We start from the raw sequence: 24,848 nt of genomic DNA, 5'->3' as shown, positions 1-24,848 counted from the left end.
CCTACCCAAAGATACGATTTTATAAGAGGGGTTGAAGGTTATATAGTATAATGAGTTAGAAGCTATAAAATAAACTAATTAAAAATGCTAGTACTTTTCATAGGACACTTGGTTGACACTAGTTTTATTCAATTTGAAGAGAGGTCATATATATTTTACTTAGACCGTTATTGCTTTCGTTAATGTATTTTTTGAAATCTGAAATAGTATTAAATTTTTTTGATTTTATGTTATTTCTCTTACTTGTAAAATACAATATTTGATTTTTTTCATCATAGAATGGACAATATTCCATATATTTTGTGTTAAGTGGAACACCTAAATTTTTCGCCTTTTTCCACTTACCATTTGTATCTTTTTTTGAAATATATAAATCACCACTTCCTTGCCCATCTTTTTGGTTGTATTTAGAGAATATTATAAAATCTTCTTTCTCTGATATAAAAGCATTAAATTCATAACCATCGCTATTTATATTTTCACTTAATAAAACTGGCTTTGAATATTTGTTATTTTTCCATTCGCAATAATAAATATCATCCTTTCCAAAACCGTCAGGAGATACCATTGTAAAATATAGGTTGTTATTTTTACTGACAGAAGGATAAAACTCGTCTAATTCTGAATTAATAGGTTTCCCTATATTTTTGGGTTTAGACCATTCACCATTTTTTTTATTTCGGTCTACATACCAAATATCAAAATCTTTTTTAGATTTAATAGAATCATGTAAGGGTCTATCAGAAACAAAAAACAAACGGTTATTACTAAATGACAAAAAAGGCTCTAAGTACATATATGAATCACAAAAGGGCAATAATTCTGGTTTAGACCACTTATTCTTTTTTCTTTTAATGTAGGCTAGTTGTGAGATTTCTTGATTTGGGCTTTGTATAGTGAAATATGCTTCATTTCCATCTTTTGAAATAGTGAAATCTCGCACATTATGAAACTGATTTAGTGATTTATCAAATTGGATAATATCAGATTTATTTTGGGCTGATAGTAAATTTGAGATGATAAATAAAAGAATTGTGAGCCTAATTTTTTTCATTTAAAGTTTTGTTAGGTAATTATTGCCAACGTTTAGAATAATGGCAATTCCGTTTAAGCGGTAGGTTTTTCTTTCTTTTTAGGGAGTATTACCTGCAACAACACCGCAATCCCCATCACTAGGGCACAACCTACTAAGTTAAGCCATAAATACGGCATTAAGTCAATCCACCAGATATAAACAATGATGGCTTGTGTAATAAGTGCGGCGATAAAGGTAGCTCTGCTGTGTACAAATTTGACAAAGAAAGCCAGCAAGAAAATACCCAATACATTTCCGTAGAAAATAGAACCGATGATATTGACCAATTCTATCAAGTTTTCAAATAAGTTTGCCACGCTGGCCACCCCAATAGCAATGATACCCCAAAGTAGTGTAAACCACTTGGAAGCGTGCATATAGTGTTTCTCTTCTTTACCTGGGGTATTCCGCTTGTACAAGTCAATTGTAGTAGTAGAACCCAACGCATTTAATTCGGATGCGGTAGAGGACATGGCTGCACTTAAAATAACGGCCAATAACAGCCCAATTAATCCACGGGGTAGGTTGTTTAAAATAAAGTGAATAAACACATAATCTTTATCGTTGGTTTCGGCATCTGGGTTGGCTTGTTTTATAAGATCGCGCGATTGTTGGCGTAGCTCATCTTCGGTAATGTTAATGATTTGTATTTCTTCTAAGAGTATCTCTTTCTCCGTAGCATCTTCGGTTGCAGAATAAGTAAGTTGTTTGCTGTTCAATTGTTTATCCAAACTTTGTTTTTCAGCTTGTAAAACTTGGTATTCTCCTGCGTATTCCGATTGCATTACATCGGCTACCGCAGCAGGGTTAAAATGTAGGGGAGAAGCGTTAAATTGATAAAATACAAATACCATAACACCCACCAAGAGGATAAAAAACTGCATCGGTACTTTTAAAAGTCCGTTCATAATCAATCCCATCTGACTTTGCTTGACCGACCTACCAGATAGGTAACGTTGCACTTGGCTTTGGTCGGTACCAAAATAAGAGAGCGCCAAGAAGGTACCGCCAATAATACCACTCCAAAAGGTGTAGCGGTTATCAAAATCGAAGGAAAAGTCGAGCACATCAAGTTTTCCATTGGCACCGGCAATCTCTAAGGCATTGGTAAATGAAATATCTAACGGGAGATAGTTTAGTATTAACAAGAAAGCAATGAACATCCCAGCAAAGATGATTGCCATTTGTTGTTTTTGAGTAACATTTACCGCTTTGGTGCCGCCACTTACGGTGTAAATAATTACTAACGCACCAATACCGATGGTAAGGTAGGTTAAGTTCCACCCCAATACGGCTGATAAGATAATGGCAGGGGCAAAGATGGTAATCCCAGCAGCTAATCCTCGCTGAATTAAAAAGAGAATAGCCGTAAGGGTACGTGTTTTTAAGTCGAATCTAGTCTCTAAGTATTCATAGGCGGTATAGACCTTTAAGCGATGATAGATAGGAATAAATACCAAACAAATAATTACCATCGCTATAGGTAGACCGAAGTAGAACTGCACAAATCCCATTCCATCATGAAAAGCCTGTCCTGGTGTGGACAAAAAGGTGATAGCACTGGCTTGTGTAGCCATGACACTTAACCCGATGGTCCACCAATTGGCATCGTTACCTCCTTTAAGGTAATCGTCTACATTTTTGTTTTTACGAGTTTTCCATGTACCGTACAGCACAATAAAAGCTAAGGTTCCAATAAGGACAATCCAATCGATATGCTGCATTAGGAGAAGTTTTGCATTAGAAAATAAAACAAAATAATGTACACGGCATTAAGCAAAATCACAGCTACGTAACTCCACTTTTTTACCGGTTTGTTGGTTGAATCATTCATAATTAATTGCCTAAGGATAATATATTTGCAAATAAACGGTAGGCACCTGCTACTCCAGCGGGTAACTCTCTAAAGAAACTCAGCCCGGTATAGATATAATTTCCCTTGCCGTATTCGGCAACTAATAGTGAGCCTTTGGTTTCGGGAGCGTCTTTGTCGTGCATTCCCAATATAGGTACAAACTTAGGCGCCCATTGATTTGGGAAATATAAGCCTCGTTCTTGCACCCAACCTGTAAAGTCGGCTTGGGTAATTTCGTTGGGTTCATTTAAAACGGGATGTTCAGGTGCTAAAAAGGTAACGTCGCTAAACTCATCAGTTACACGATCTCTTGATAATGAAAGTGAGTAGGGCGCGATGTCTTCAGTAACCAGCCTATGACTAGTGTTATATTGCAATAGCAAGGTGCCGCCTTCTTGTACATATTTATTGAAAACAGGTTGCTTAAAAGCCAACTCTGGTACGGTGTTATACGCTCTAATTCCTACGACAACAGCATCAAAATCCTTCAGGTTTTGGTAGGTAATGTTAGACGGTGGAATGGTTGTTACTCGGTACCCTATTTGGCGTAAACTCTCCGGAATAGCATCTCCAGCACCTTCAATGTACCCAATAGATTCGCCTTCCTTTTCAATATCAATACGCACTACCTTAGCTTCGGAAGGAAGCAATACCCGTTGATAGGGAATGTGCTCATAATCGATTGTAACGAGTTCTTTATCAAAAAATTGATCGCCCATAGATACTAACGGTCTTAGATATCCTTCGCTTTGTTCTTTAGGAGGGGTTACAGTAAACATAATCGTTTGTTCATCTCCTTTTTTTGCAATGTTAAAGCTAGGTTGTGCAGGTTTGACTTCCCAACCCTTCGGATGGTTTAATTGCACCGTTCCATTTGCATTATCACGCCCTGCTTTTATAGTGACAGGGATGTTTTGTTCGTCTTTTGAAGAAAAAATAATAACTTTTTCAGGAATACTGGAAGTAGCTTCTGGTAAAACCTCTAAAGGTTGATAGACTTCCCCTTTAACAGGGTCGTTGTATTTATAGACTATATTTCGTTTTATTGGAAACTTTACACCGCTTAGAGTTAAATTAAATACTACTTGTTCGGGGGCCATGGTTTCTGGCTCACCGATACGGTTATTAGGTGCCTTATACATTCCTAAACTACCTTTTTCACGCAACCAATACGGACCAGAGGTAGTCGTGTTTTCAGAATATAATGTAGCTTCAAGGGTATACTTCTCATTTGGAGCCAAGGTTTTGTTCTCGGTCACAATAGTTTTCCCGGAAGGATAGGTAATGGACTCTAACGCTATCGGGAAGTTATTTCGGCTTATAGCTTCAAAAGTAACATTGTATTTTTCACGCGGCATAATGGAATTGCTTTGAGCAATTGCTTCTACAAAAATTCCACCGCAATCGATAATCAACTGTTCCAGTTGTTTTGTTTTTATAGCACACCAATGGTCGTCCTCAATATTTTTAACCAATTCATACGCTTGCAATAAGGGGCGAAGCATTCTGGAAGGATCTTTAAAATCGAAATTATCTTCTAGCGGATACAAAATTCCCCCAATGGTTTCGCCGCCTTCAATACGAGACCAAGAGGTGTCTATACCTTCAAACAAGTTACTGTTTCCTTCAGAAAAATCACCTTTTAAAAATTCAAGCCATTCATTCTGGTTTCCGCGGGTACCTGTTGCTCCAAAACCTTGCGATTTGTGCATGCTTCGGCTTAAAGAAGCAATTTCTCCGTTAGAAAGACCTAAGGAGGGGTAGTAATTTCCGGTTTGTACTTCTACTAAGTTAGTTTTGTCTGCTTGTTCAAATTTTTCTTGACTTCCGTAAAACCACCAGCTCGTGTTGAAGAACAACCGTTTAGGTTGCCACGTACCAAACGTATTAGCTGTTTCAGGGTAGCTGTTAGGATTGTTTACTAAATCGAACGCCTCTACGCTCAACATAGCAGACGCCGTGTGGTGCCCGTGTGTAGAACCTGGGCTACGATGATCAAACCGATTAATAATAACATCTGGCTTAAACTTTCGAATGGCACGTACCACATCGTTTAATACTTCATCTTTATTCCAGATGTCTAATGTTTCATCTGGGGTTTTAGAATACCCAAAGTCGTTGGCACGGGTAAAAAACTGTTGTCCGCCATCGGTACGACGCGCTGCTAATAGCTCTTGTGTTCGAATTACGCCAAGTAATTCACGAATCTCAGGCCCTACCAAGTTTTGTCCGCCATCACCACGTGTTAAAGATAAATAGGCTGTACGTGCATGAACGTCATTCGCCAAGTAAGAGATCAGACGCGTATTTTCATCATCTGGATGTGCTGCAATGTACATAGCCGACCCAAGGAAATTGAGTTGTTGGAGGTCGTGGTAAATTTCAGAAGCAGTTGGTTTTTGAGGTTGTTGAGCGAAGCAGGCGGTTGTACTGATGCTTAACAGAAGCAGTACAGTAAAAAGATTGCGCATAGTATTTGGTGTGTTTTTTTCTGAAAGAACCAAAGATACCAAAATATATAGTGAAAAAAACAGTGTATTTATAAAGAAGAAAGATCGTTTTTCTGAATAAAAAAAGAAAATAGATGATATAGTACAATGAGGTGATACCCCTGTACTGTTTATGTAGTGTCAATTCACTAAAAACCTACTGCTTACAAGGAATCTAGGCGATCAATCAGTACCGTGTTCGGTGAGGTTTTTATCATGTTCTTCAACTTGTTGAGACATTTCATAGTAATCTTCTGCTTTAATTACCGTCACCCCTTTTTGAAGCATCATACTATTCGGGTAAGTAATTAGCTCATTATCTTTAGTACGTACCATCACGTGAAAACTTTTAATATCTTCAATCATTCCCTCATACGGGAACTCCTTATCGTGAATCTTAATAAAATCACCAATTTTATATGGAAAGGTAAAGAACATAATTACGCCGCTAGTAATATTGCTTAAAATGGACCATTGGGCAAAAAAACCAACGCCGATTACTGCAAAGACAGAGGACATAACCAACCCGAGATCTTTAATCTCTACACCCCAAATTAGTATTAAGCATAATACGATTAAAAAGATGGTTGATAAGTCTACGTGCTTCATAATTAAGCCCGTGCGGTGCTCCATACGTTCAAATTTATTGGCATACCGTTTTATTAAACGAATGGTCATATAGCGCAGTGCTAAAAAAAGCAATACGATAAAAATAGACTTTAGTAATTGAGGAAAATAGATTTCAATAAACATAATATTCTTATTTAAGTCCTAAGGTATCTCGAAGCCTGGCATCTTTATTTTGCTTCAAATTCCAATAATCGTTACGGATACGTTTTATTTTGTGTGCAGTAGTTTTTAAACGGGTGCTGTCACTAGGATGGATGCCATTTGTTTCTTCCCATTTCTCAATTTCATACGGAAAAGAACTATTAAAATACAGAATGAGTTCTCGTTCTAACTTAGGATAATGTAAGGAATATACAGAAAGTGCTTCGCCTTGTTTAATATTTGCATGAGCACGATAGGCCTTAACTTCTTTATGTCGCATTCTGCTAAACTCGAACGAAGGGATTACTTGCATATCTCCAATAGGTAACTCTTCTGGATTAATTCTAACTAAGTTCCACAATTCGTCTTCTAACCAAGTTTTATCAATAGTTAGTTCTTGATCTGCTTCCCCTTCAAAATAGGAATGTGACGTAATATTGAAACGTTCTCTATTATTAAGTTGCATATATACTTGCCCGCACCATTCCTGTACCGAATTGCTTATTTTTAAGGCGTGTTGTTGTTTTTGTATGGGATTAAACGTACTCGTCATAATAGAATACGGATAAATACCGGTGGTAAACTTCTTGGTTTTATTGAGTTTTAATACAGAAACATTCTCCTCAGATTGTACATCGGCCTTTACTTGAGGACCGGGTAAAAAATCTTCTGTAACAAACACTGTAACGGCTGTCCCTTCACGAATTTCACCATAGCGCTCTTGCATGAGTTTATAGGAAGTCAACTCTGCTTTACCCGCGTACCAATACGCTTTAAATTGCTCTGGTAATTGGCGGTTATTGGCTACAGTATCGGTATCTTCTGCATTACTATTAGGGATTAAGTTATGCTCAGAGTCTTTACAAGAATGACTAAAAAAAGTAATACTTATAATTAATATTGCTTTATATAGGGTGTTTTTGGATGTTTTATTCATCGTTTTAATTTGCTATTAAAGATATGGAAATCCGGCAGAATTTTGATTATTTAGTAGTAAGCTCCAATAAGATTTTATAAACTAGTCTTGTTGGTAACCCCATTACATTAAAGAAAGAACCTTCAATCTTATCAATACCAATATACCCAATCCATTCTTGAATACCATAAGCACCTGCTTTATCGAATGGTTGGTAGGTGTCGACGTAATAATTAATTTCTTCTTCTGAAAGCTCTGAGAACCATACTTGAGTCGTTTCATTAACCGTTTTTTGAAAGTCAGTTCCTGTAAAGCAAACCGAAGTAATCACCTCGTGAAACTTACCGCTTAAGTCGGACAACATAGTTTTGGCGTGTTTGGCATCTTTGGGTTTTTCCATTGCTTTACCTTCCTTCCAGACAATGGTGTCACTAGTAATGAGAATATCAGATTCAGAAAGCTCTTTAAATACAGCAGCTTTACGTTCTGATAGGTAGTCGGTGATCTCGGTTCCTTTTAACTCTTTGGGGTACGTTTCAATTATTTTACGCACATCGATGGTAAAGGGAATACCTAGCTCCTTAAAAAAGTTTTGTCGTCTAGGCGACCCAGAAGCAAGTATAATGTTGTGGTTGATTAGTTTTTGTTGTAGCATAGATTTTAGTAATCAGTATTGAGATTTGAGAAATGAGTTTTATTAGTTATTAAGTAATTAATGAAATAGGTGAAATTTACTTGTTGTATAAATTTAGTATCAAATGTCTAGTATTTAACTTCTAGCTTCTCATTTCTTTTAATAAAGCTATAAAATTACAAAAGGATACAATAGCATAGAGCACATTCCGGTTAACATGACAAATTTTAATAAGCGGGATAAAAGCCCGTAATGTTTGATTTTTTTAGCTTCAAAAGCTTTAATGCAGAAGAATAGGAGCGGTGCTATTACTAAAAATAGAAAATATAAAACGGCTGAGGTGTATGCGTATAAATACATATACATATAAGCAATTATAGAGAGTGTTGTGATAGCTCCTAAAGCAAATACAACCGTAGTGGCGCGGCTTCTACCAATTGCAATGGGTAAGGTGTTTTTACCACCATTTTTATCACCATGAATGTCTTGTAAATCTTTTACCAATTCGCGTATAAAGTTTAAAAAGAAAGCAAACAAAGCGTACGCTAAACTTATTTTAAACACCTCCCATTGTGATGCCTGGTTTATAGGATTGGTAACGGGTACGAGGTCAAAAAAACCTACAATAATAATACTCATAGAAACCAATATAGATACTAAGAAAGTACCTATAAGTAGCATCGTTTTAAGATACGTTGCATAGAGGTATAGTAAGGCAGCAATACCGATAAAAAGTGTAGCAAAAGCAGGCTTGCCAATGCTATTAGCTAAAAAAAATCCGATGCCCACTCCCAAAGCGGTTATGACCATATAAAAAGTACTACCAGCTTTTTCTGAAACACCGTTGCCAATTATAACTTTCTTGGGTTTGTTGATACGGTCAATATCTACATCGTACACATCGTTGATGATATTACCCCCAGCGGCAATACAGACCGTGGCAATTACTAATAGTAAAAAGTGAAAGTTTGATAACGCAGTGACTGCATGAAAGGGCTCAAAAAGACCATACTTAATCAGCACTTGTACCAGTGCGATTAACAGTAAGTTTATAGGGCGGGTGAGTTTAAGGTACTTCAAAGAATTTTAATCTTTTTTAATTCCCCCTTTGAAGGGGGTAGGGGGATGTTATGGTATTTTAAAAGAATATTATATAATTTCTATTTATAAAAATAAAGCATTAATCATACTTGGCACTCGTATTTTCTTTTTCAATCCATTTGCCTTGCACTTTTAATACTTGCTCTATAACATCACGCACACACCCTTTTCCTCCCTTTTTGTGGGATACATATTTAGAGATGCTTTTTACTTCTGGTACAGCATCTTGCGGACAACACGGCAAGCCAATCTCTTGCATTACATACAAATCTGGGATATCATCACCCATATAGAGTACGTTTTCGTGTTTAATATTGTACACGTCTAGGTATTCATCCATCGTATCGGTTTTATGATGTGCTCCTAAGTATATATCAGTAATACCGAGTCCGCGTAATCTAGCACGCACGCCTTCGTTAGTGCCGCCGCTTATAATACATACATTAAACCCTTTATCTAATGCTGTTTTTAGTGCAAAACCATCTTTGGTGTGCATGGTACGGTACATTTCGCCTTCGGTAGTGATGCTAATGGAGCCATCGGTAAGGACGCCGTCCACATCAAAAATAAAAGTAGTAATCTGGTTAAGGTATTCTTTATAGCTTTTTTCCATAGGTATCTTGTATAGCCTTTGTTAATTGTTGGTAAACCTTTTTATACGGACTGTCTTTCAACAAATGTAAATGATTTTCTATTGTTTTTACGTCATTCCGCTTAGCGGGGCCGGTCTGGGCTTGTTTTGGTGATAGTCTTTTTATTTTATTTGCTGTTTCGGCGATAAGAGGTTTTAATAATTCAAAATCTAAATTGTTTTCTTTTAAAATGTCTTCGGAAATGTGATACATATAATTCACGAAGTTATTTACAAATACTGCAGCCAAATGCAATGTTTTCCTTTCTTCAGAAGAAACTACCGTTACATGCTTTGAAATATGTTCGCCTAACGTTCTAAGTAACTTTAAATCTGTTTCTTCTTCAGCTTCAATACAAACTGGGATTTCAGAAAAATCGACCAGATTATTTTTAGTGAAGGTTTGCAACGGATAAAAGACCCCTTGTTTATTTTTTCCATCTAGTGCCTGCATGGGGACGCTTCCTGAGGTGTGCACTACCAATTTATCATTAAAAGGTAGCGTAGCAGAGAAGTCGGCTATCGCATCATCTGGGATGGCAATAATATAAATATCTGCCTTTTTAATTTCTGAAATATTTGAAGTGAATGGAATAGACTTCAAATTATTAGGTAGTTTAATCAAATTCCTATTAAACACTTGAACTACTGAAACTTGTGATTCTTCATGTAAAGCATTGCATAAATTACTTCCAATGTTGCCAAATCCTAAAATAACTACGTGTAACATACTGCCGAAGGTACTAACTTTTTGATTTTTTACCGATGGATTTTTCGGTTGATTATTTTAATTTTTTCATCTTCTTCTAACTGCTTGACAGCTCTAATGACTGTTTCTACTCGAAGTCCAGTAAGATCTGCTATTTGTTGGCGGGTTAGTTCCACTTGGTAATCAACAGGGTTGCCATCTCTTTGTTTTAAAAAATCGATTATCGTCAATACTCGATGCTCTGGTGGGTAGACCGATATTTCTTTCATCATCATGGCCTTGTAGCTCAATCTGCGTGAGAGTGTGGCTGTCATCTGCGAGTGAACATCAAAATGTTCTTTCAGTAATGCAAAAAAAGCTGTTTTACCCAGCTTTATAATACTCACATCACTAATAGCAATTGCGGAGGCAGGATACTTGAAATCGCCAAACAAAGGTGGCTCGCCAAAACTTTCCCCATCTTTAAACATGCCTTGTACAAACTCTTTACCATCCTCGTTGAGGTTGTACATTTTTACTTCTCCGTGTTGCACTTGAAAATAGAATAAAGCTCGTTGGTTTTCAGAAAAAATGACGTCGCCCGTTATGTACTCGATGACCTCTGCTTCATAATCCAATAAAATTGTTTCGTTGATCATGGGTTTATGATTTGGCTCATAAAATGGTGGATATCTGCTGAGGTACTTTTGTTTGTGAACTTAAAACCCAAAGTTATGAAAACCATTTCAGAAAAAAGTTTGTTGGCCGAGTTTAAAGAGAACTACTATGCGTGTGTTCCGTTGACCATTATCCTTCAAAGCTGTATAGGCTCTATTGCTGCCATGCTCATCTTAGCCCAAGGAACTTCTATGCTTTCATTTATAGAGTTATTGCTTTGTGTATCGCTATGTATGGGATATAACGCTGCGTTGTTGGCTCAAGCTTCATATAAGCTTTCATTTAGACTACTTGGTATTAGTTTAGTTGTAAATACGTTGCTTATCTTTATAAACTTGTTGTAATTCGCTAAAGTAAAACCAATGGATAAAGCATTAAACCTAAGGAAACTTGTAATTATATTTGGAATACCATTATGCATCATTGGGATGATGGTTCTTCTTGCTAAATCATCGGTTTTTAATGCAAACTCCAGTAGTTTATCTATAGGAATTACATTTGACTTATTATTGACTGTTCCACTAATCTATTTCTTACTTATCCGGAAAACAAGTATTCCAAAAACAACGGTTCTTCCTTTTTTGATTGTTGGTGTTGTAATTAGCTTCTTGATACTTCCTGCTGAAAATCAACACTATCTCAATCTATTTAAAACTTGGGTGTTTCCAGTGGTAGAGCTATCAGTATTATTATTTGTAATCTATAAAGTTAGAAAAGGAATAAAACACTATAAATTAAAGAAAACCAAAACATTTGACTTTTACTCAACTTTAAAGAATACTTGTTATGAAATACTTCCTAAAGCTGTTGTAATTCCCGTAGTTACTGAAATTGCAGTGTTCTATTACGGATTCATTTATTGGAAGAAAAGAAAATTAAAAAACAATGAATTTTCGTACCACAAAAACAGTGGCACAATACCATTATTAATAGCGATTGTTGGCATCGTGGCAATCGAAACTGTTACGGTTCATGTTTTACTAGCTAAATGGAGTAATACAGCCGCTTTAATTTTTACTATTTTAAGTATTTATTCAGGTATTCAGATTTTTGGATTTTTGAAATCAATGTTGAAAAGGCCAATATCTATTGAAAACAACAAACTTTTTCTTCGATATGGAATTATGACCGAGACAACTATTGATTTAAAAAACATTGATTCGGTTACACTTTCATCAAAAGATATTGAGACAAATAAAGAAACACGTAAGTTATCGGTTTTAGGAGCATTGGAATCTCACAATGTCATAATTCGATTAAAAGAAGAAAACATGTTAATTGGACTATACGGAGTTCAAAGAAAATATAAGGTTTTAGCGTTATATGTTGATGATAAAATTGAATTTCAAGACCGAATTAATAAAGCCTTAAAAGACTATTATAATTGATAAATAGACCCCGCAGAGGATTAACTATGACAAAAACCGAAATAAAAAATAGAGAAGACGTAAATAAATTGGTAATTACCTTTTATGATTCTGTACGTGCAGATGAATTATTAGGACCTATCTTCAACTCGGTGATTACCGATTGGGACGAGCATTTGGAAAAACTGACCGATTTTTGGGAGAGCAACTTGTTTTTTAAAAAGAAGTACACAGGAAACCCCTTAACTAAACACGTGGAGGTAGATAAGCAGCAAAAAGGAACCATAAATGGAATGCATTTTGGTGTTTGGCTAAATTTATGGTTTCAAACCATTGACAATCTGTTTGTTGGGGAAGTGGCCCAATTGGCAAAAAACAGAGCCCGAAATATGGGAACCTTTATTCATCTAAAAATATTTGAAGCCCGAACAACAAAGGGAAAATAAACTGAAATTCATTAACAGATTTCAGTAGAAAATATGGCTTGAAATACTTATTTTTGCGCCAAAATTCGCTATAATGATTAAAAGAATAGCTTCAGTCCTTTTTTCTACCAGACTCACCGCCGTATTATTTATTGTTTTTGCTGTTGCCATGGGAATTGGCACTTTTTTAGATGCATCTATGGAAACGTCACCAACACCGTATAGTAGGGAGTTAATCTACAACGCCTGGTGGTTTGAGGCTATTATGGGGATTTTTGTAATTAACTTTCTTGGTAATATGGCTCGTTATAGGCTAAACACCAAAAAAATGTGGGCAACTCTAGTTTTACACCTCTCTTTTATATTGATCATTATTGGTGCGTTTATAACACGATATATTGGGTATGAAGGTGTGCTTCATATTCGGGAGGGAGAAACCGAAAACGTATTACTTTCAGAACACACCTATCTAAACACATTTATTGACGGTGATTATGAAATTGATGGGGTTGTACAACGTAGAAAATTAACGCCTGAAAAACTTCGATTATCAGAACGCTTAGATAATGATTTTACTATTGAAACCGACTACAACAATCAGCCGGTAACAATTGAATACAAAAACTTCATTAAAAATGCCAAAGAAGGACTAATAGAAACTGAAGATGGTAGTCAATTTTTAAAAATAGTTGAAGCTGGAGACGGTAATCGCCATGACCATTGGTTAGAAGTAGGCGAGGTGGAGAATATTCACAATGTCCTTTTTGCTGTTAATAAACCTACTGAAGGTGCTATTAATATCACCTATAACGAAGATGGAAGTTATGATATTTCATCTCCTTTTGAAGGTACCTATATGCGTATGGCAGACCAAAAACAAGGTGCTGTTGCAAAAGATAGTGTACAACCACTTATGCTACGCTCGTTATACCAAATGGCAGGAATGTCATTTGTAATTCCAGACCCTATGACGACAGGCCGTCAAGGAGTGGTTAATGCTGGAAATGAAGAACAAACAAATAAAGACGCATTAATTCTTGATGTTACCTCAAATGGAGAAACCAAAACAGTTGAGTTATTAGGAGGAAAAGGAAATGCACCAAACCCTAAACTAGTTGAAGTAGGAGGCTTAAAAGTATACCTTACATATGGTGCGAAAACATATGAACTTCCATTTAGTATTACTTTAAACGACTTTATTGCTGATAAGTATCCTGGTACCGAAAAAAGCTATAAATCTTTTGAAAGTAAAGTAACGGTAAACAAAGAGGATGGTACTACCATGGATTATAGAATTTATATGAATCACGTGCTTGATCATAAAGGATATCGTTTTTTCCAATCTGGTTTCGACCCCGACGAAGGTGGAACCATTTTATCGGTAAATCATGATTTCTGGGGAACTTGGGTTACTTATATCGGTTACTTTTTATTATACCTAGGTTTAATGGCAATACTATTTGATAAGAACACACGCTTTGGAGCTTTAGAGCGTACGCTTAATAAAATTAAGAAGAAGAAAGCCAATATGACCATGTTGGCTATGTTACTTGTTTCGGTATCAGGACTTGCACAACAATCTCCTAATGCAACTACTCACTTACACCAAGAATCCTCGGTTGAGCAATTAGATTCAGTGATTAAAACGAATGCGGTAAGTAAAGAGCACGCAGCTAAATTTGCGAGATTGGTTATACAAGATAATGGCCGGATGAAGCCCGTACAAACCTTTGCCAGCCAATTATTACGTAAAATAAGTAAAGATGATGGTTATCATGGTTTAGATGCCAATCAGGTATTTTTATCCATGACAGAGTTTCCTAGATTATGGTTAGAAACACCTTTACTGAAATTAGACTGGCGAAACGATAGTATTAAAAGAGTGATTGGTGTTTCAGAAGAAACGAGTGAAGTTTCTTTAATAGATTTATTTGACGAAAACGGAAACAGTAAAATAGCGCCATATATAGAAGAGGCAACCAGTAAAACTAATCCGAATCAGTTTGAAAAAGATTTCATAAAAATATATGAAAAAACGTTTTTACTGAACCGTGCATTGAGCGGAACCATTTTAAAGATATTTCCACTACCAAATGATGAAAATAACAAATGGGTTTCCTATCCAGAACTTCAGGAAGCAAACTTTACAGGCACCGACTCTGTAATTACAAAAAGTATATTACCTGTTTATTTTAAAACGCTAAAACAAGCTAGAAAAACTGGAGACTATTCACAAGCCGAGCAGGTGTTAGACGGTATTAATAAATTTCAGCATAAATACGGAAGCGAAGTAATGCCAACTGACACCAAGATTACTGCTGAAATTGCGTACAACAAGGTTGATATATTCAACAGACTGTATAAGTACTTCTTGTTGATGGGAGCTTTTATGTTTGTCTTTATCATTGTACAAATTTTCAGGGAAGGAAAGACTATCAATTCGCTTATTAAAATTTGTAAATATATTATTTGGGCGTTCTTTATATTTATGACCTTAGGGTTAATAGGCCGTTGGTATATTAGTGGTCATGCGCCTTGGAGTGATGCCTACGAGTCGATTATATACATTGCTTGGGCAACTGTTTTCTTTGGATTAGCTTTTGGTAGAAAAAGTGACCTTACCATTGCCTCTACAGCTTTTGTAGCTTCTATTATTTTGTGGGTGGCACACCAAAACTGGTTAGATCCAGCTATTTCTACCTTAGTACCTGTATTAGACAGTTATTGGCTAATGATACACGTTGCGGTTATTGTAGCGAGTTATGGACCTTTTACGTTGGGGATGATCTTAGGGGCTACAGCCTTGCTGCTTATGATCTTGACCAACAAAAAGAATAAAAAGAAAATGGATATCAACATCAAAGAAATTACAGTAATTACTGAAATGGCTTTAACTGTTGGTTTAGTGCTGTTAACCATTGGCAACTTTTTAGGAGGACAATGGGCCAATGAAAGTTGGGGTCGTTATTGGGGTTGGGACCCTAAAGAAACATGGGCATTAATTAGTATTATGGTCTATGCTTTTGTAATTCACGCCCGTTTGGTACCTGGGCTACGGGGGCGTTGGTTGTTTAATGTGTTAGCTATTTTCTCGTATGCCACAATTATGATGACGTATTTTGGAGTGAACTTTTACCTTACAGGGTTACATTCTTACGCTAGTGGTGATGTTCCTGTAACTCCTACGTTTATTTATTATGTAATTGCATTTTTCGTAATACTAAGCGTTGTTTCTTATTTTAGTTATAAAAAACATTATAAAATAAAAAAAGGATAGGTTTTTAAACCTATCCTTTTTTATAACTTAATTATATAGTTTGGGAGTTTAATTGTAGATATAATCTGGCTGTTCATCTACCATTCTGTGGTCTTCTTTAATTTGTTCTCTAATTTCTAACTTCATATACAGATCATTTGTGAGTTCTTCCACATTTGCCTCGGTCATTTTTAATTTTCGGGCTATTTTTGGGTTTTCTACTCCTTCTGAAATATATTGAAGCAACTTAATTTCCAATCCATCAAGATCATATTGCATAATCAAGTTTTCAAGATATTCATCCTTCATTAAGTTGGTAATATTCTCTCTGTTCATCATTTCTTTTCTTTTTATAAAAATTCGCATCTCTGTTTGTCTTAATTCAATTTCTTCTTTTATAGCTTTCATTCTGTATGTTATACCAAAGGTTAATAGGAGCATTTCCAAAACAACTGCTATTTTAATATGGATGGTTTCAGTGTAAAGAAACGTTATATCAAAACTCTGAAAGACAAAAAAGTCTATTGAAAACAGTAATGGAATACAAGAAGCAATAACATAAAATTTTGCATAATTCTTCTTACTGAAAAGAAACATTCCGGCAATAAAGTAACCAATTAATACGGTGTATAAAACCGTATTTGAAATGGATGAAAGCAATTCGTTCTTTGATATCCAAGCCGATACGAGGAGTACAAACGAAACACCTAAAAGTGCAATTGTAAATCCTTTTAGCTTTGGAAAAAAACCTTTGATATCTAAATATTTATATGAAAATAAAGCTGCTAAACCAACGGCTCCAAAAAGCAGGGTAGATTGGATTAACCACGATTCAACCATCAAATTAACACCGGCTAAATTCAATAGCCCATCATTATAGAATAAAACAGCAGCCATCAATGCAAGAGTGCCCGTAAAATAAAGAAAAAGCTTCTCTTCAAAAAGAAGGTAACACGTACCATTGAGTAAAAATAGCACTAAAATAAAACCATAAAAGAGACCTTGATAAAATAGGGTCTTGGGGTTTTCAGAATACTGAAAAGTATTTGTCAATATTTTTGCTGAAATGGGATGTGATTTAGCTGCAGAAAGCTCTTTAAAACTGTGGGAAAATTCTGTAACTATAGAATTATCTGTTTTAAAGGATACTTGAGCTTCATTAAAAACTACATCAGACTTTGTTGTGACATCTGTTTGTTTTTGTATAGTTTTTTTGTTGTACTCCGTTACGTGTTCAGGATGCTGATATTTTTGTGAAACCGCTGCTTTTACAAGGGTTTCATCTTTAAAGTTAGCTTTTTCAAAACTGTTTCCGTTTGCTTGATAAACTAGAATCAGTGATAAAAAAAGACACAATATAAGGGGGGTAAATTGCTGTCTCATTAAAGTAGGTTTACATAATTTGGGTAGGGAAATATACGTAAAAATTACATTTAAACTATATTTTTTGCATTTAATCGATATTTTAACAAATAAAAAAAGAGCTGTAAATACATACAGCTCTCTTAAAAAAATGATTTTTCACTATTATTTTTTTCCAACCATATCTTCAGGACGTACCCACTTATCAAATTCTTCAGCGGTAACATATCCTAAGTTAACGGCTTCTTCTTTTAAAGTTGTTCCATTTTGGTGGGCAGTATTAGCTATTTCCGCAGCTTTATAATAACCTATTTTGGTATTAAGTGCTGTAACTAACATTAAGGAATTGTTTAATTGTCTTTCAATAACTTCTGTATTGGCTTCAATTCCGTTAGCGCAATGTTCCTCAAACGAAACACAAGCATCACCTAACAATTCAGCAGAGTGTAATAAATTAGCTGCCATTACAGGTTTAAATACATTCAATTCATATTGACCTTGCATGCCTCCAACAGTTACAGCGACGTCGTTACCCATAACTTGGGCACAAACCATGGTTAATGCTTCACATTGAGTGGGATTTACTTTTCCAGGCATTATAGAAGAACCTGGCTCGTTTGCTGGAATAATGATTTCTCCAATACCACTTCGAGGACCACTTGCAAGCATTCTTATATCATTTGCTATTTTATTTAATGAAACAGCTAGTTGCTTTAATGCTCCGTGTGATTCTACAAGGGCATCATGTGCTGCTAATGCTTCAAATTTGTTTTCAGCAGTTATAAATGGAAGTTCGGTGAATTTTGCAATATAATCTGCCACTTTTCCTGCATAACCATCAGGCGTGTTTAATCCAGTACCTACAGCGGTTCCTCCTAACGCTAGTTCAGAAAGGTGTGGTAATGTGTTTTTTAACGCTTTTAAGCCGTGTTCCAATTGAGAAGCATATCCACTAAATTCTTGCCCCAAGGTTAGGGGAGTGGCATCCATTAAATGGGTACGACCAATTTTTACAACATCTTTAAATTCTTTCGATTTATATTGAAGTGTTTTATATAGCTGTTCTATGCCAGGGATGGTAACATCAATTAGTTTTTTATAAGCAGCAATGTGCATTCCGGTTGGGAATGTGTCGTTTGACGATTGCGATTTATTTACATCGTCATTGGGTTGTAAGGTTTTGTCACCTTCTCCAATTTTATTTCCTGCAATTTGATGCGCGCGATTTGCAATCACCTCATTTACATTCATATTGCTTTGGGTACCACTTCCTGTTTGCCAGATTACTAATGGAAATTGATCATCATGCTTACCAGCTAAAATTTCATCACAAACTTTGGCTATCAAATCTCTTTTTTCTTCAGAAAGAACACCTAATTCAGAATTGGTATAAGCTGCTGCTTTCTTCAAGTATGCAAATCCATATACAATTTCAAGTGGCATAGAGGCTGGTTTGCCAATTTTAAAGTTGTTTCGAGAGCGTTCTGTTTGGGCACCCCACAATTTATCGACAGGGACTTTTACTTCTCCCATCGTATCTTTTTCTATTCTGTAATCCATAATAGGTTGAAATTTAATTTTTTAAGAAACTACGCAAAGTTAGTTAAATCAAGGGCTTTACTCAAGGATAGGTCGTTAATTATGTGTGAATAAATAGCTTCTTTTTATTGTTTTTTTTGAAAAAATCCTACTATCTTTGATGCATTAAATAAAAATCACGATTTATCATGTTCGACTTCAATCAATATTTAGGCTTTTTAGCTTTTCTAACTATATTAACTATCGGGTTTTGGTTAATGATTTTTTTAATGGCTATCCTTCCGTATTGGATTGGGGGTTCATTATATGAAAACTGGAAACTAAAGCGCGAAGCAAAAAAGAACGAAAGAGAAGAAGCTTAAGTTTTATACGTACAATATTAAAAAAGGAAGCCATTTGGCTTCCTTTTTTTTTCTATATATACTAAATATTTTATCCTTCAAAGTCACCGCCTTCATCATCACCATTACCACCACGATCTGAACGTTGACGCTGTTTTTTCTGATTGAATCGATAGGTGAACGATAGGTTTACACTGCGTTGACGCCATTGAAACTCACTCTCACTAATAAAAGAATCGGTAACGGTCAATGAATTTCGTTTACGAGAGTTCAATAAATCACTAACATTTAAACCAATAGTTCCGTTATCGTCCATTATATCTTTACTGAAGGCTAAATTTATAGATAAAATTCCTTCAGATTCTGTTTGTGCATTGTTTCTTGGTCCTCGATAAAAACCATTAGTCTGCCAATCAATTTTCCAAGGAAGACTTACTTTTGCGCTTGCTCGGGCAAACCAGCTGTTGTTTTCAGTTCCATATTCCACACCATTAAAGCTACCATCGCTTTTAAAAGTAAAATAGTTAAAACTTCCGTTAAGGCGTAACCATTTTAAGGGGTTGTAAAGTATACCAGCTTCAAAACCGTAGCGCTCATTAGTTGAAAGGTTAATTGGGATAGTCCGCACTACGTTTACACCATTTATAACCTGTCCAGTTTGTTCTTGAATGCGTTCAAACGAATCCGTTTCATGTTGATAGTAAATGGAAGAAGTAAGCGTTAATTTATCCCATCGTTTTAAATATCCTAAATCGAACGCGCTTGCGTAGGCAGGATCTAGATCTGGATTTCCTTGAAATACATTGGTAACACTAGAACGTGAGGGGAATGGATTGATAAACCATCCTCGTGGACGGTTAATCCTTCTATTGTATCCTAAAGTAATATTTTCGCGTTCAGCCAATTCGTAAATTAAATTTACGGTAGGGAAGAGGCCTAAATAGTTTTTATCGAAGTTAGTGTCAATATCAACTCCCAAGGCTTCAGAAAAGGCATCTTCATCAAGGCTTGATTGTATTTCACCTTTTAGTTGTGTGTTTTCAAGACGTAACCCCAACAGGAAAGAAAACTTCCCAAACTTGTTTCCGTACTGTGTATAAACCGCGTTGACATTTTCACTATAATCAAAAATATTTGAAAGGGTATCATTACGAACAAAAACGCCATTCACATTTTCTTGATTTAAAGTGTAATCAGTTACTTCATTTTCAAAATTACCACGATATCCGGCTTCAAATTGCGCATTTTCGCCAATTGGCAACACATAGTCTGCCTGGATAAGATATTCGTTCTGCGTTTCTTTATTTAAAATATCTTCGGAAGGAAAATCAAGTGCAGATGGTAACAAGCGTCTTTCTGTAATAAAAGAACGCTCTTCTTCTTCATCGTTTTCATATTGAAAATCTGCAGTAAGTTTGTGACCTTCATCATTAAAATCGTTAACATAGTTTAATGAAAGTTGGTAACTTACATCTTCTTCAGTTTCCAGCTCTTCGCGAATGGTGGTTTCTTGAAGGGTACCATCACTAAATTTCCTTGCATTATTAGTAGTTAGATCTTCATCATCACCCAAACGAAGAAACCCGCTAGCTGTTATTGAGGAACGATCTGTTAAAAAATATTCTATACCTAAGTTGGTATTAAATCCTCTGTTTAAACGATCATAGTCTCTATCTTCAATAACACGATCGAAAGTTGGATCTGTTGTTATTTCTTCTCCTGTTTCTGGATCTGTAAACGTAGTGGGAAAGTACTGGTTGTCAAAAAAGGCATTACCAGGCGCATCGCGATATCGAACACTAGTTGTATTAAAGATATTAAAATTGTCTGTTCTAAGATTTATATTTCCAGAGATACCACTACTTGTTGGAACACCTATATTTGCAGTAATAGAACCGTTTAGACCAAGTGTTTTTTCTTTCTTCAGAATAATATTTAGAATCCCTGCGGTACCTTCGGCGTCATACCTAGCAGATGGTGATGTAATAACCTCTACACGTTCAATAGCTTCGGCAGGAAGTTGACGTAACGCATCAGTTGAGCCAAAACCTGCAATAGCAGAGGGTTTTCCGTTTATTAAAATACGAACATTTTCATTTCCTCGTAAGCTAATGGCACCTTCCACATCAACATTTACGGATGGAACATTGTTTAAGGCATCACTTACGGTTGCTCCACTTGTGGTAAGGTCTTTACCTATATTATATATTTTTTTATCTAACCTTACTTGTACCTCGGTCGTTTCGGCACGGATAACGACTTCGTCTAAGCTTTCAGTATCTAATGCTAAGGCAACAGTTGGAAGTGTAGTGTCTTTTGTTAGTTGTTTATTTGGGACTTCTTTAGTTTCATAGGAAATAAATTCATATTTAACTGTATAAACCCCTGGCGGAACTTTAAGGGAGTACATACCTTTCGTGTCTGTAATTCCTCCATTGGCAACTTTTCCCTGTGCATCAGTAAAAGAAACGGTTGCATATTCTAAAGGGATATTAGAACCTTCTTCTATAATTTTTCCACTAACGGTTACAGATTCAGGTTTTTTGTTTTGGGCTAATAAAAATGTACTGCAAAGTAGCGCAAGTACAAGAGAGTATAGTTTCATAGTCGGTTTTACGGGGTTTGACTGCGAAAATACGTGTGGGTTTAGTCTCTTTTTCCTAAAATTCTGTTAAATAAAAAACCTTCAATTATAATATAGTTAAAACATTCTCTGGAGGTCTGCCAATAGTGGCTTTGTTGCCTTTTACGACTATAGGGCGTTCTATTAATTTGGGGTTTTTTATCATCGCATCGATAATTTCATCTTGAGACACTTCCTTTCCTTTAAAATTGTCTTTCCAAATTTGTTCGTTTTTACGAACCAATGCAATGGGTTTGATGTTCAATAACTCCAGAATCCTTTTTAATTCTGCTTTTGTAGGTGGTTGTTCCAAATACTTTACAATATCCAGCTCTTCTTTTTTATCCTCTAATAACTGAAGCGTCTGGCGGGATTTGCTGCATCTGGGATTGTGGTAAATGGTTGTCATAGTATTTTTTTATAAGTTTAATTCTTCAATTTCCAAAGTAAAATCGTGCTGCAGGTCTTCGTGCAGCTCTGCTATTCGTTTTTTGGCCAATGTTAATTGCCGTTCATATAAATTTGTCAATGTTTTATTTCTTTTTATTGAAGGCCTCAAATCTTTCAACTGTTCACAAAAATACAAAAGCAGTTCTACTTCGGTTTCTTTTTTCTTTGAATACCGAATGTATTTTTTGACCATCCTTAACACTTTCCGAACGGTTTTCTTCATGTAATAATAGCTATTTGTGTTTATAGTTGAAAAACCGTCGTTAATAACTTGTTTTACACTTTTAATATAAGCCTCTTCATCGTGAGATTGAAACAGTAAATAGGTGAGGAGCTCTTTATTTTCTTTTTTGAATTTAGCCAAACGAAGGCAGAGTTCTTCTAATTCATCTGAAGAGCGGAATTTCAGTTCTTTTTTAAGTTGAGCTACGGTTGCTGGTTTCATATAAGGGGAATATACATATTAAAAATTGAAAAGGAGCTTCACATAAAAACTTGGTTTTACCAGTTCTTTTTTAAGATCCACATCGTCAAGCATCGAAGTTAATAAAAGTTGCACCGATTTATTTTTATTGGCTTTTTTTACCAAGAAATTGAAAAGCCAAGGATATTTTAAAAGATTTTGGAGTGATTTGCTCACCCGAAGTTCGTTCCACATAGCTTGGTATATTTTGATGTCGTATTTTTTGTTGAAATCAGCATCAAAACGATTTGTTTTAAAAGCCTCTTTAATATGAGTAGCAGCAAAACGGCCACTGCGAATGGCGTTGCCAATTCCTTCGCCCGTAAATGGATCAATCAGATTTGCGGCATCACCTAACAACAAAAAACGATTGCCGGAAAGTGGTTTCTTTTTGGAGCCTAATGGGAGGCCAAAACCCTTAATGGTTTCCAAGGGTTTAGCTTTTTTAAAACGGTCTTTTAAGTTGGGATGATTGTTTATTAGGTGAGTGAATTTTTCTTTTAAGTTTATATTTTGCTTGCTTATTTCGCTAGAAAGTATTCCCAAGCCAACGTTGGCTTTGTTACCGGGCAAAGGGAACACCCAAAAATAGCCAGGAAGAATTTCTTTATAAAAATGAAGTTCGATAAACCCAGTATCATCTAGCCCTGTTACATTTTCAAAATATTGACGTAAGCCTCCGCTATGGTGCTTTTTATTTAATTTGTTGTTATTAAGCTTCCTGTTAACAATAGAGTTTGCACCATCTGCACCAATAATTAGTTTTGTTTGAAAAGTTGATAGGGAGGTTTCAATAAAAACCGAATCTTCTTTAGTATCAATGGCTTTGACCTTTTGATTTTCAATAAATTCGATGTTGGACAAACCCTTAATCTGTTCAGCAAAAAAAGAATCAAAGTCTAACCGTTTCATCACAAAACCTGCAGCGTCTTTATGTTTTGGGTTTGTAAAGGGAATATCTAAACTTTTATAATTTGGAGCAAAAAACCGAACTCCGTTTGACACTTTCTTTGGGTTTCGTTTCAAAAATGCTTCAGCTATAGTATTATCCATCCGGTAAAACTGGTTTATTACATCGGCACTTAAAGCATCACCACAAACTTTATCACGTGGAAAAACGTCTTTTTCAATAACAGCAACACTCAAGCCGCTCTCTGCTAACTGATAGGCACAAGTGCATCCGGAAGGACCAGCACCTACTATTACTACATCAAATAATCTAGATTTTTTCATAGATGGAAAAACTAAAATAAAGTACAATGTATAAAAAAGAAAAAACGGGTTGTTTTACTTTTCAACTCTTTTTTGAATTAGTAACTATATAATATGTAAACCTAATTGTTTTTCAGAACCTTATATCATTTTAAACATTTTCATCATATATTTTATAAAAATTAACCTTCTATTTAATAAAACTTTGGGTAATTTAGTGCCTATGAATTGTTACAAACTGTGGCTTTTAGTATTAATTTTAATACCCAACCTATATGTCACTGCACAAGATTTAGACACTGAAAAACAATATAATTGGTTTGATAAAACCATAGGTTTAGAGAACACAGGACTATACAATGGCGTAGCATATATTGATGTAGAAAAAGCTAAGGGTACATTTAAAAAATTCTTATATAATAATGGTTTTCAGTCTGGAAGTATTGAATATGATGGGCAAACTTACTACGACATTACTTTAAAGTATGATGTTTTTAATGATGAAGTACTATTACAATTAAAAGGTGAGAACGGAACTACAATTTTACAGCCCTTTAAAGAACTGATAAATTCCTTTAGTATTACAAATAGAGCGTTTGTTAAAATAGTAAATAAGACTACTGAAAGTGGTGATGAGTTTTCTGGCTTTTATGAAAAGATGTTACAAACCGCTCAACTTACTGTTTTAAAAAAACATAGGAAAAAAAGGCTAAAACGGATCAAGAGAAAAAAGCTTAGTTATCAATTTAAACCAATAAAGCCCTATTATTTTCTTCATTATCAAGACAAATATTATTCTGTTAAAAATAAACGGGATTTTATCCAATTGTTTCCAGAATTTAAAGAAGAAATCAACTCCATTGGGATAGATGGTTCAGTAAAAAGAGATAACCCAGATGCTGTTATTCTTGCTTATGCTAAACAAATAAATACATTGCTATCAAAACAATAATATATAAAGTCCAGATTAAA

The 24,848-nt window shown here is 35.3% G+C and carries 22 protein-coding genes; 6 read left to right on the top strand and 16 right to left on the bottom strand.

The annotated features are described in order from the left end of the window. Positions 1 to 124 precede the first annotated feature (124 nt). The 10 genes from DZ858_RS14365 to DZ858_RS14320 form a co-directional block, all read right to left on the bottom strand. The gene (locus DZ858_RS14365) at positions 125 to 1,054 is read right to left on the bottom strand and encodes a PD40 domain-containing protein (RefSeq protein WP_117160347.1); all 930 of its coding nucleotides are present in this window, start codon (positions 1,052 to 1,054) and stop codon (positions 125 to 127) included. Positions 1,055 to 1,107: 53 nt separating this feature from the next. Further along, a complete protein-coding gene (locus DZ858_RS14360) occupies positions 1,108 to 2,799 on the bottom strand; it encodes a sodium:solute symporter (RefSeq protein WP_117160346.1) in 1,692 nt (563 codons plus the stop codon). A gap of 112 nt (positions 2,800 to 2,911) precedes the next feature. Continuing rightward, a complete protein-coding gene (locus tag DZ858_RS14355; protein WP_117160454.1) occupies positions 2,912 to 5,401 on the bottom strand; it encodes a PIG-L family deacetylase in 2,490 nt (829 codons plus the stop codon). A gap of 201 nt (positions 5,402 to 5,602) precedes the next feature. Further along, complete coding sequence (locus tag DZ858_RS14350) at positions 5,603 to 6,172, bottom strand: mechanosensitive ion channel family protein (protein WP_117160345.1); 570 nt, start codon at positions 6,170 to 6,172, stop codon at positions 5,603 to 5,605. A gap of 7 nt (positions 6,173 to 6,179) precedes the next feature. Beyond that, entirely contained in the window at positions 6,180 to 7,127 is a 948-nt protein-coding gene (locus DZ858_RS14345) for a septum formation inhibitor Maf (RefSeq protein ID WP_117160344.1), read from the bottom strand. Between the two features lie 46 nt (positions 7,128 to 7,173). Then, positions 7,174 to 7,761 (bottom strand): Maf family nucleotide pyrophosphatase, encoded by a 588-nt coding sequence (locus DZ858_RS14340; protein WP_117160343.1) that lies wholly within the window; start codon positions 7,759 to 7,761, stop codon positions 7,174 to 7,176. A gap of 147 nt (positions 7,762 to 7,908) precedes the next feature. Next, a complete protein-coding gene (locus DZ858_RS14335; protein ID WP_117160342.1) occupies positions 7,909 to 8,820 on the bottom strand; it encodes a geranylgeranylglycerol-phosphate geranylgeranyltransferase in 912 nt (303 codons plus the stop codon). Between the two features lie 100 nt (positions 8,821 to 8,920). Further along, entirely contained in the window at positions 8,921 to 9,454 is a 534-nt protein-coding gene (locus DZ858_RS14330; protein ID WP_117160341.1) for a KdsC family phosphatase, read from the bottom strand. Beyond that, entirely contained in the window at positions 9,438 to 10,202 is a 765-nt protein-coding gene (locus tag DZ858_RS14325; protein WP_117160340.1) for a Rossmann-like and DUF2520 domain-containing protein, read from the bottom strand. Before DZ858_RS14325 ends, DZ858_RS14330 begins: the two co-directional genes overlap by 17 nt. Positions 10,203 to 10,231: 29 nt before the next feature. After that, a complete protein-coding gene (locus DZ858_RS14320) occupies positions 10,232 to 10,819 on the bottom strand; it encodes a Crp/Fnr family transcriptional regulator (protein ID WP_117160339.1) in 588 nt (195 codons plus the stop codon). Positions 10,820 to 10,894: 75 nt separating this feature from the next. Here DZ858_RS14320 and DZ858_RS14315 point away from each other — a divergent pair, with 75 nt between their 5' ends. The 4 genes from DZ858_RS14315 to ccsA all read left to right on the top strand — a co-directional run bounded on the left by DZ858_RS14315 (position 10,895) and on the right by ccsA (position 15,907). Beyond that, a complete protein-coding gene (locus DZ858_RS14315) occupies positions 10,895 to 11,182 on the top strand; it encodes a hypothetical protein (RefSeq protein ID WP_117160453.1) in 288 nt (95 codons plus the stop codon). 18 nt (positions 11,183 to 11,200) lie between these two features. Beyond that, complete coding sequence (locus tag DZ858_RS14310) at positions 11,201 to 12,226, top strand: hypothetical protein (protein WP_117160338.1); 1,026 nt, start codon at positions 11,201 to 11,203, stop codon at positions 12,224 to 12,226. Positions 12,227 to 12,252: 26 nt separating this feature from the next. Then, entirely contained in the window at positions 12,253 to 12,651 is a 399-nt protein-coding gene (locus DZ858_RS14305) for a group III truncated hemoglobin (protein ID WP_117160337.1), read from the top strand. Positions 12,652 to 12,724: 73 nt separating this feature from the next. Then, positions 12,725 to 15,907, top strand: a complete 3,183-nt coding sequence (gene ccsA / locus DZ858_RS14300; protein ID WP_117160336.1) for a cytochrome c biogenesis protein CcsA — start codon at positions 12,725 to 12,727, stop codon at positions 15,905 to 15,907. Between the two features lie 48 nt (positions 15,908 to 15,955). Here the strand turns inward: ccsA and DZ858_RS14295 are convergent, their stop codons facing one another. Together DZ858_RS14295 and fumC are read right to left on the bottom strand one after the other, a co-directional pair. Continuing rightward, a complete protein-coding gene (locus DZ858_RS14295; protein ID WP_117160335.1) occupies positions 15,956 to 17,269 on the bottom strand; it encodes a 7TM-DISM domain-containing protein in 1,314 nt (437 codons plus the stop codon). 144 nt (positions 17,270 to 17,413) lie between these two features. Then, the gene (gene fumC, locus DZ858_RS14290; RefSeq protein WP_117160334.1) at positions 17,414 to 18,808 is read right to left on the bottom strand and encodes a class II fumarate hydratase; all 1,395 of its coding nucleotides are present in this window, start codon (positions 18,806 to 18,808) and stop codon (positions 17,414 to 17,416) included. Between the two features lie 167 nt (positions 18,809 to 18,975). Here fumC and DZ858_RS15220 point away from each other — a divergent pair, with 167 nt between their 5' ends. After that, complete coding sequence (locus tag DZ858_RS15220) at positions 18,976 to 19,149, top strand: hypothetical protein (protein WP_168926326.1); 174 nt, start codon at positions 18,976 to 18,978, stop codon at positions 19,147 to 19,149. A 70-nt stretch (positions 19,150 to 19,219) separates the two neighbouring features. Here the strand turns inward: DZ858_RS15220 and DZ858_RS14285 are convergent, their stop codons facing one another. The 4 genes from DZ858_RS14285 to DZ858_RS14270 form a co-directional block, all read right to left on the bottom strand. Then, entirely contained in the window at positions 19,220 to 21,733 is a 2,514-nt protein-coding gene (locus DZ858_RS14285) for an outer membrane beta-barrel protein (protein WP_117160333.1), read from the bottom strand. Positions 21,734 to 21,818: 85 nt separating this feature from the next. After that, positions 21,819 to 22,160 (bottom strand): arsenate reductase (glutaredoxin), encoded by a 342-nt coding sequence (arsC, locus tag DZ858_RS14280; protein ID WP_117160332.1) that lies wholly within the window; start codon positions 22,158 to 22,160, stop codon positions 21,819 to 21,821. Between the two features lie 9 nt (positions 22,161 to 22,169). After that, positions 22,170 to 22,646 carry a hypothetical protein gene (locus tag DZ858_RS14275; RefSeq protein WP_117160331.1) on the bottom strand — a complete coding sequence of 159 codons (477 nt, stop codon included), beginning with the start codon at positions 22,644 to 22,646 and terminating at the stop codon, positions 22,170 to 22,172. A gap of 18 nt (positions 22,647 to 22,664) precedes the next feature. Beyond that, complete coding sequence (locus DZ858_RS14270) at positions 22,665 to 23,897, bottom strand: geranylgeranyl reductase family protein (protein ID WP_117160330.1); 1,233 nt, start codon at positions 23,895 to 23,897, stop codon at positions 22,665 to 22,667. 202 nt (positions 23,898 to 24,099) lie between these two features. Here DZ858_RS14270 and DZ858_RS14265 point away from each other — a divergent pair, with 202 nt between their 5' ends. Beyond that, on the top strand, positions 24,100 to 24,828 hold the full coding sequence (locus tag DZ858_RS14265) for a hypothetical protein (protein WP_117160329.1): 729 nt from the start codon (positions 24,100 to 24,102) through the stop codon (positions 24,826 to 24,828). Positions 24,829 to 24,848 lie beyond the last annotated feature (20 nt).

This window comes from Marixanthomonas ophiurae, assembly GCF_003413745.1.
Classification (GTDB): Bacteria; Bacteroidota; Bacteroidia; order Flavobacteriales; family Flavobacteriaceae; genus Marixanthomonas; species Marixanthomonas ophiurae.
Note: the sequence above shows the minus strand (reverse complement) of the source record. Positions and strands in the feature narration are given on the sequence as shown.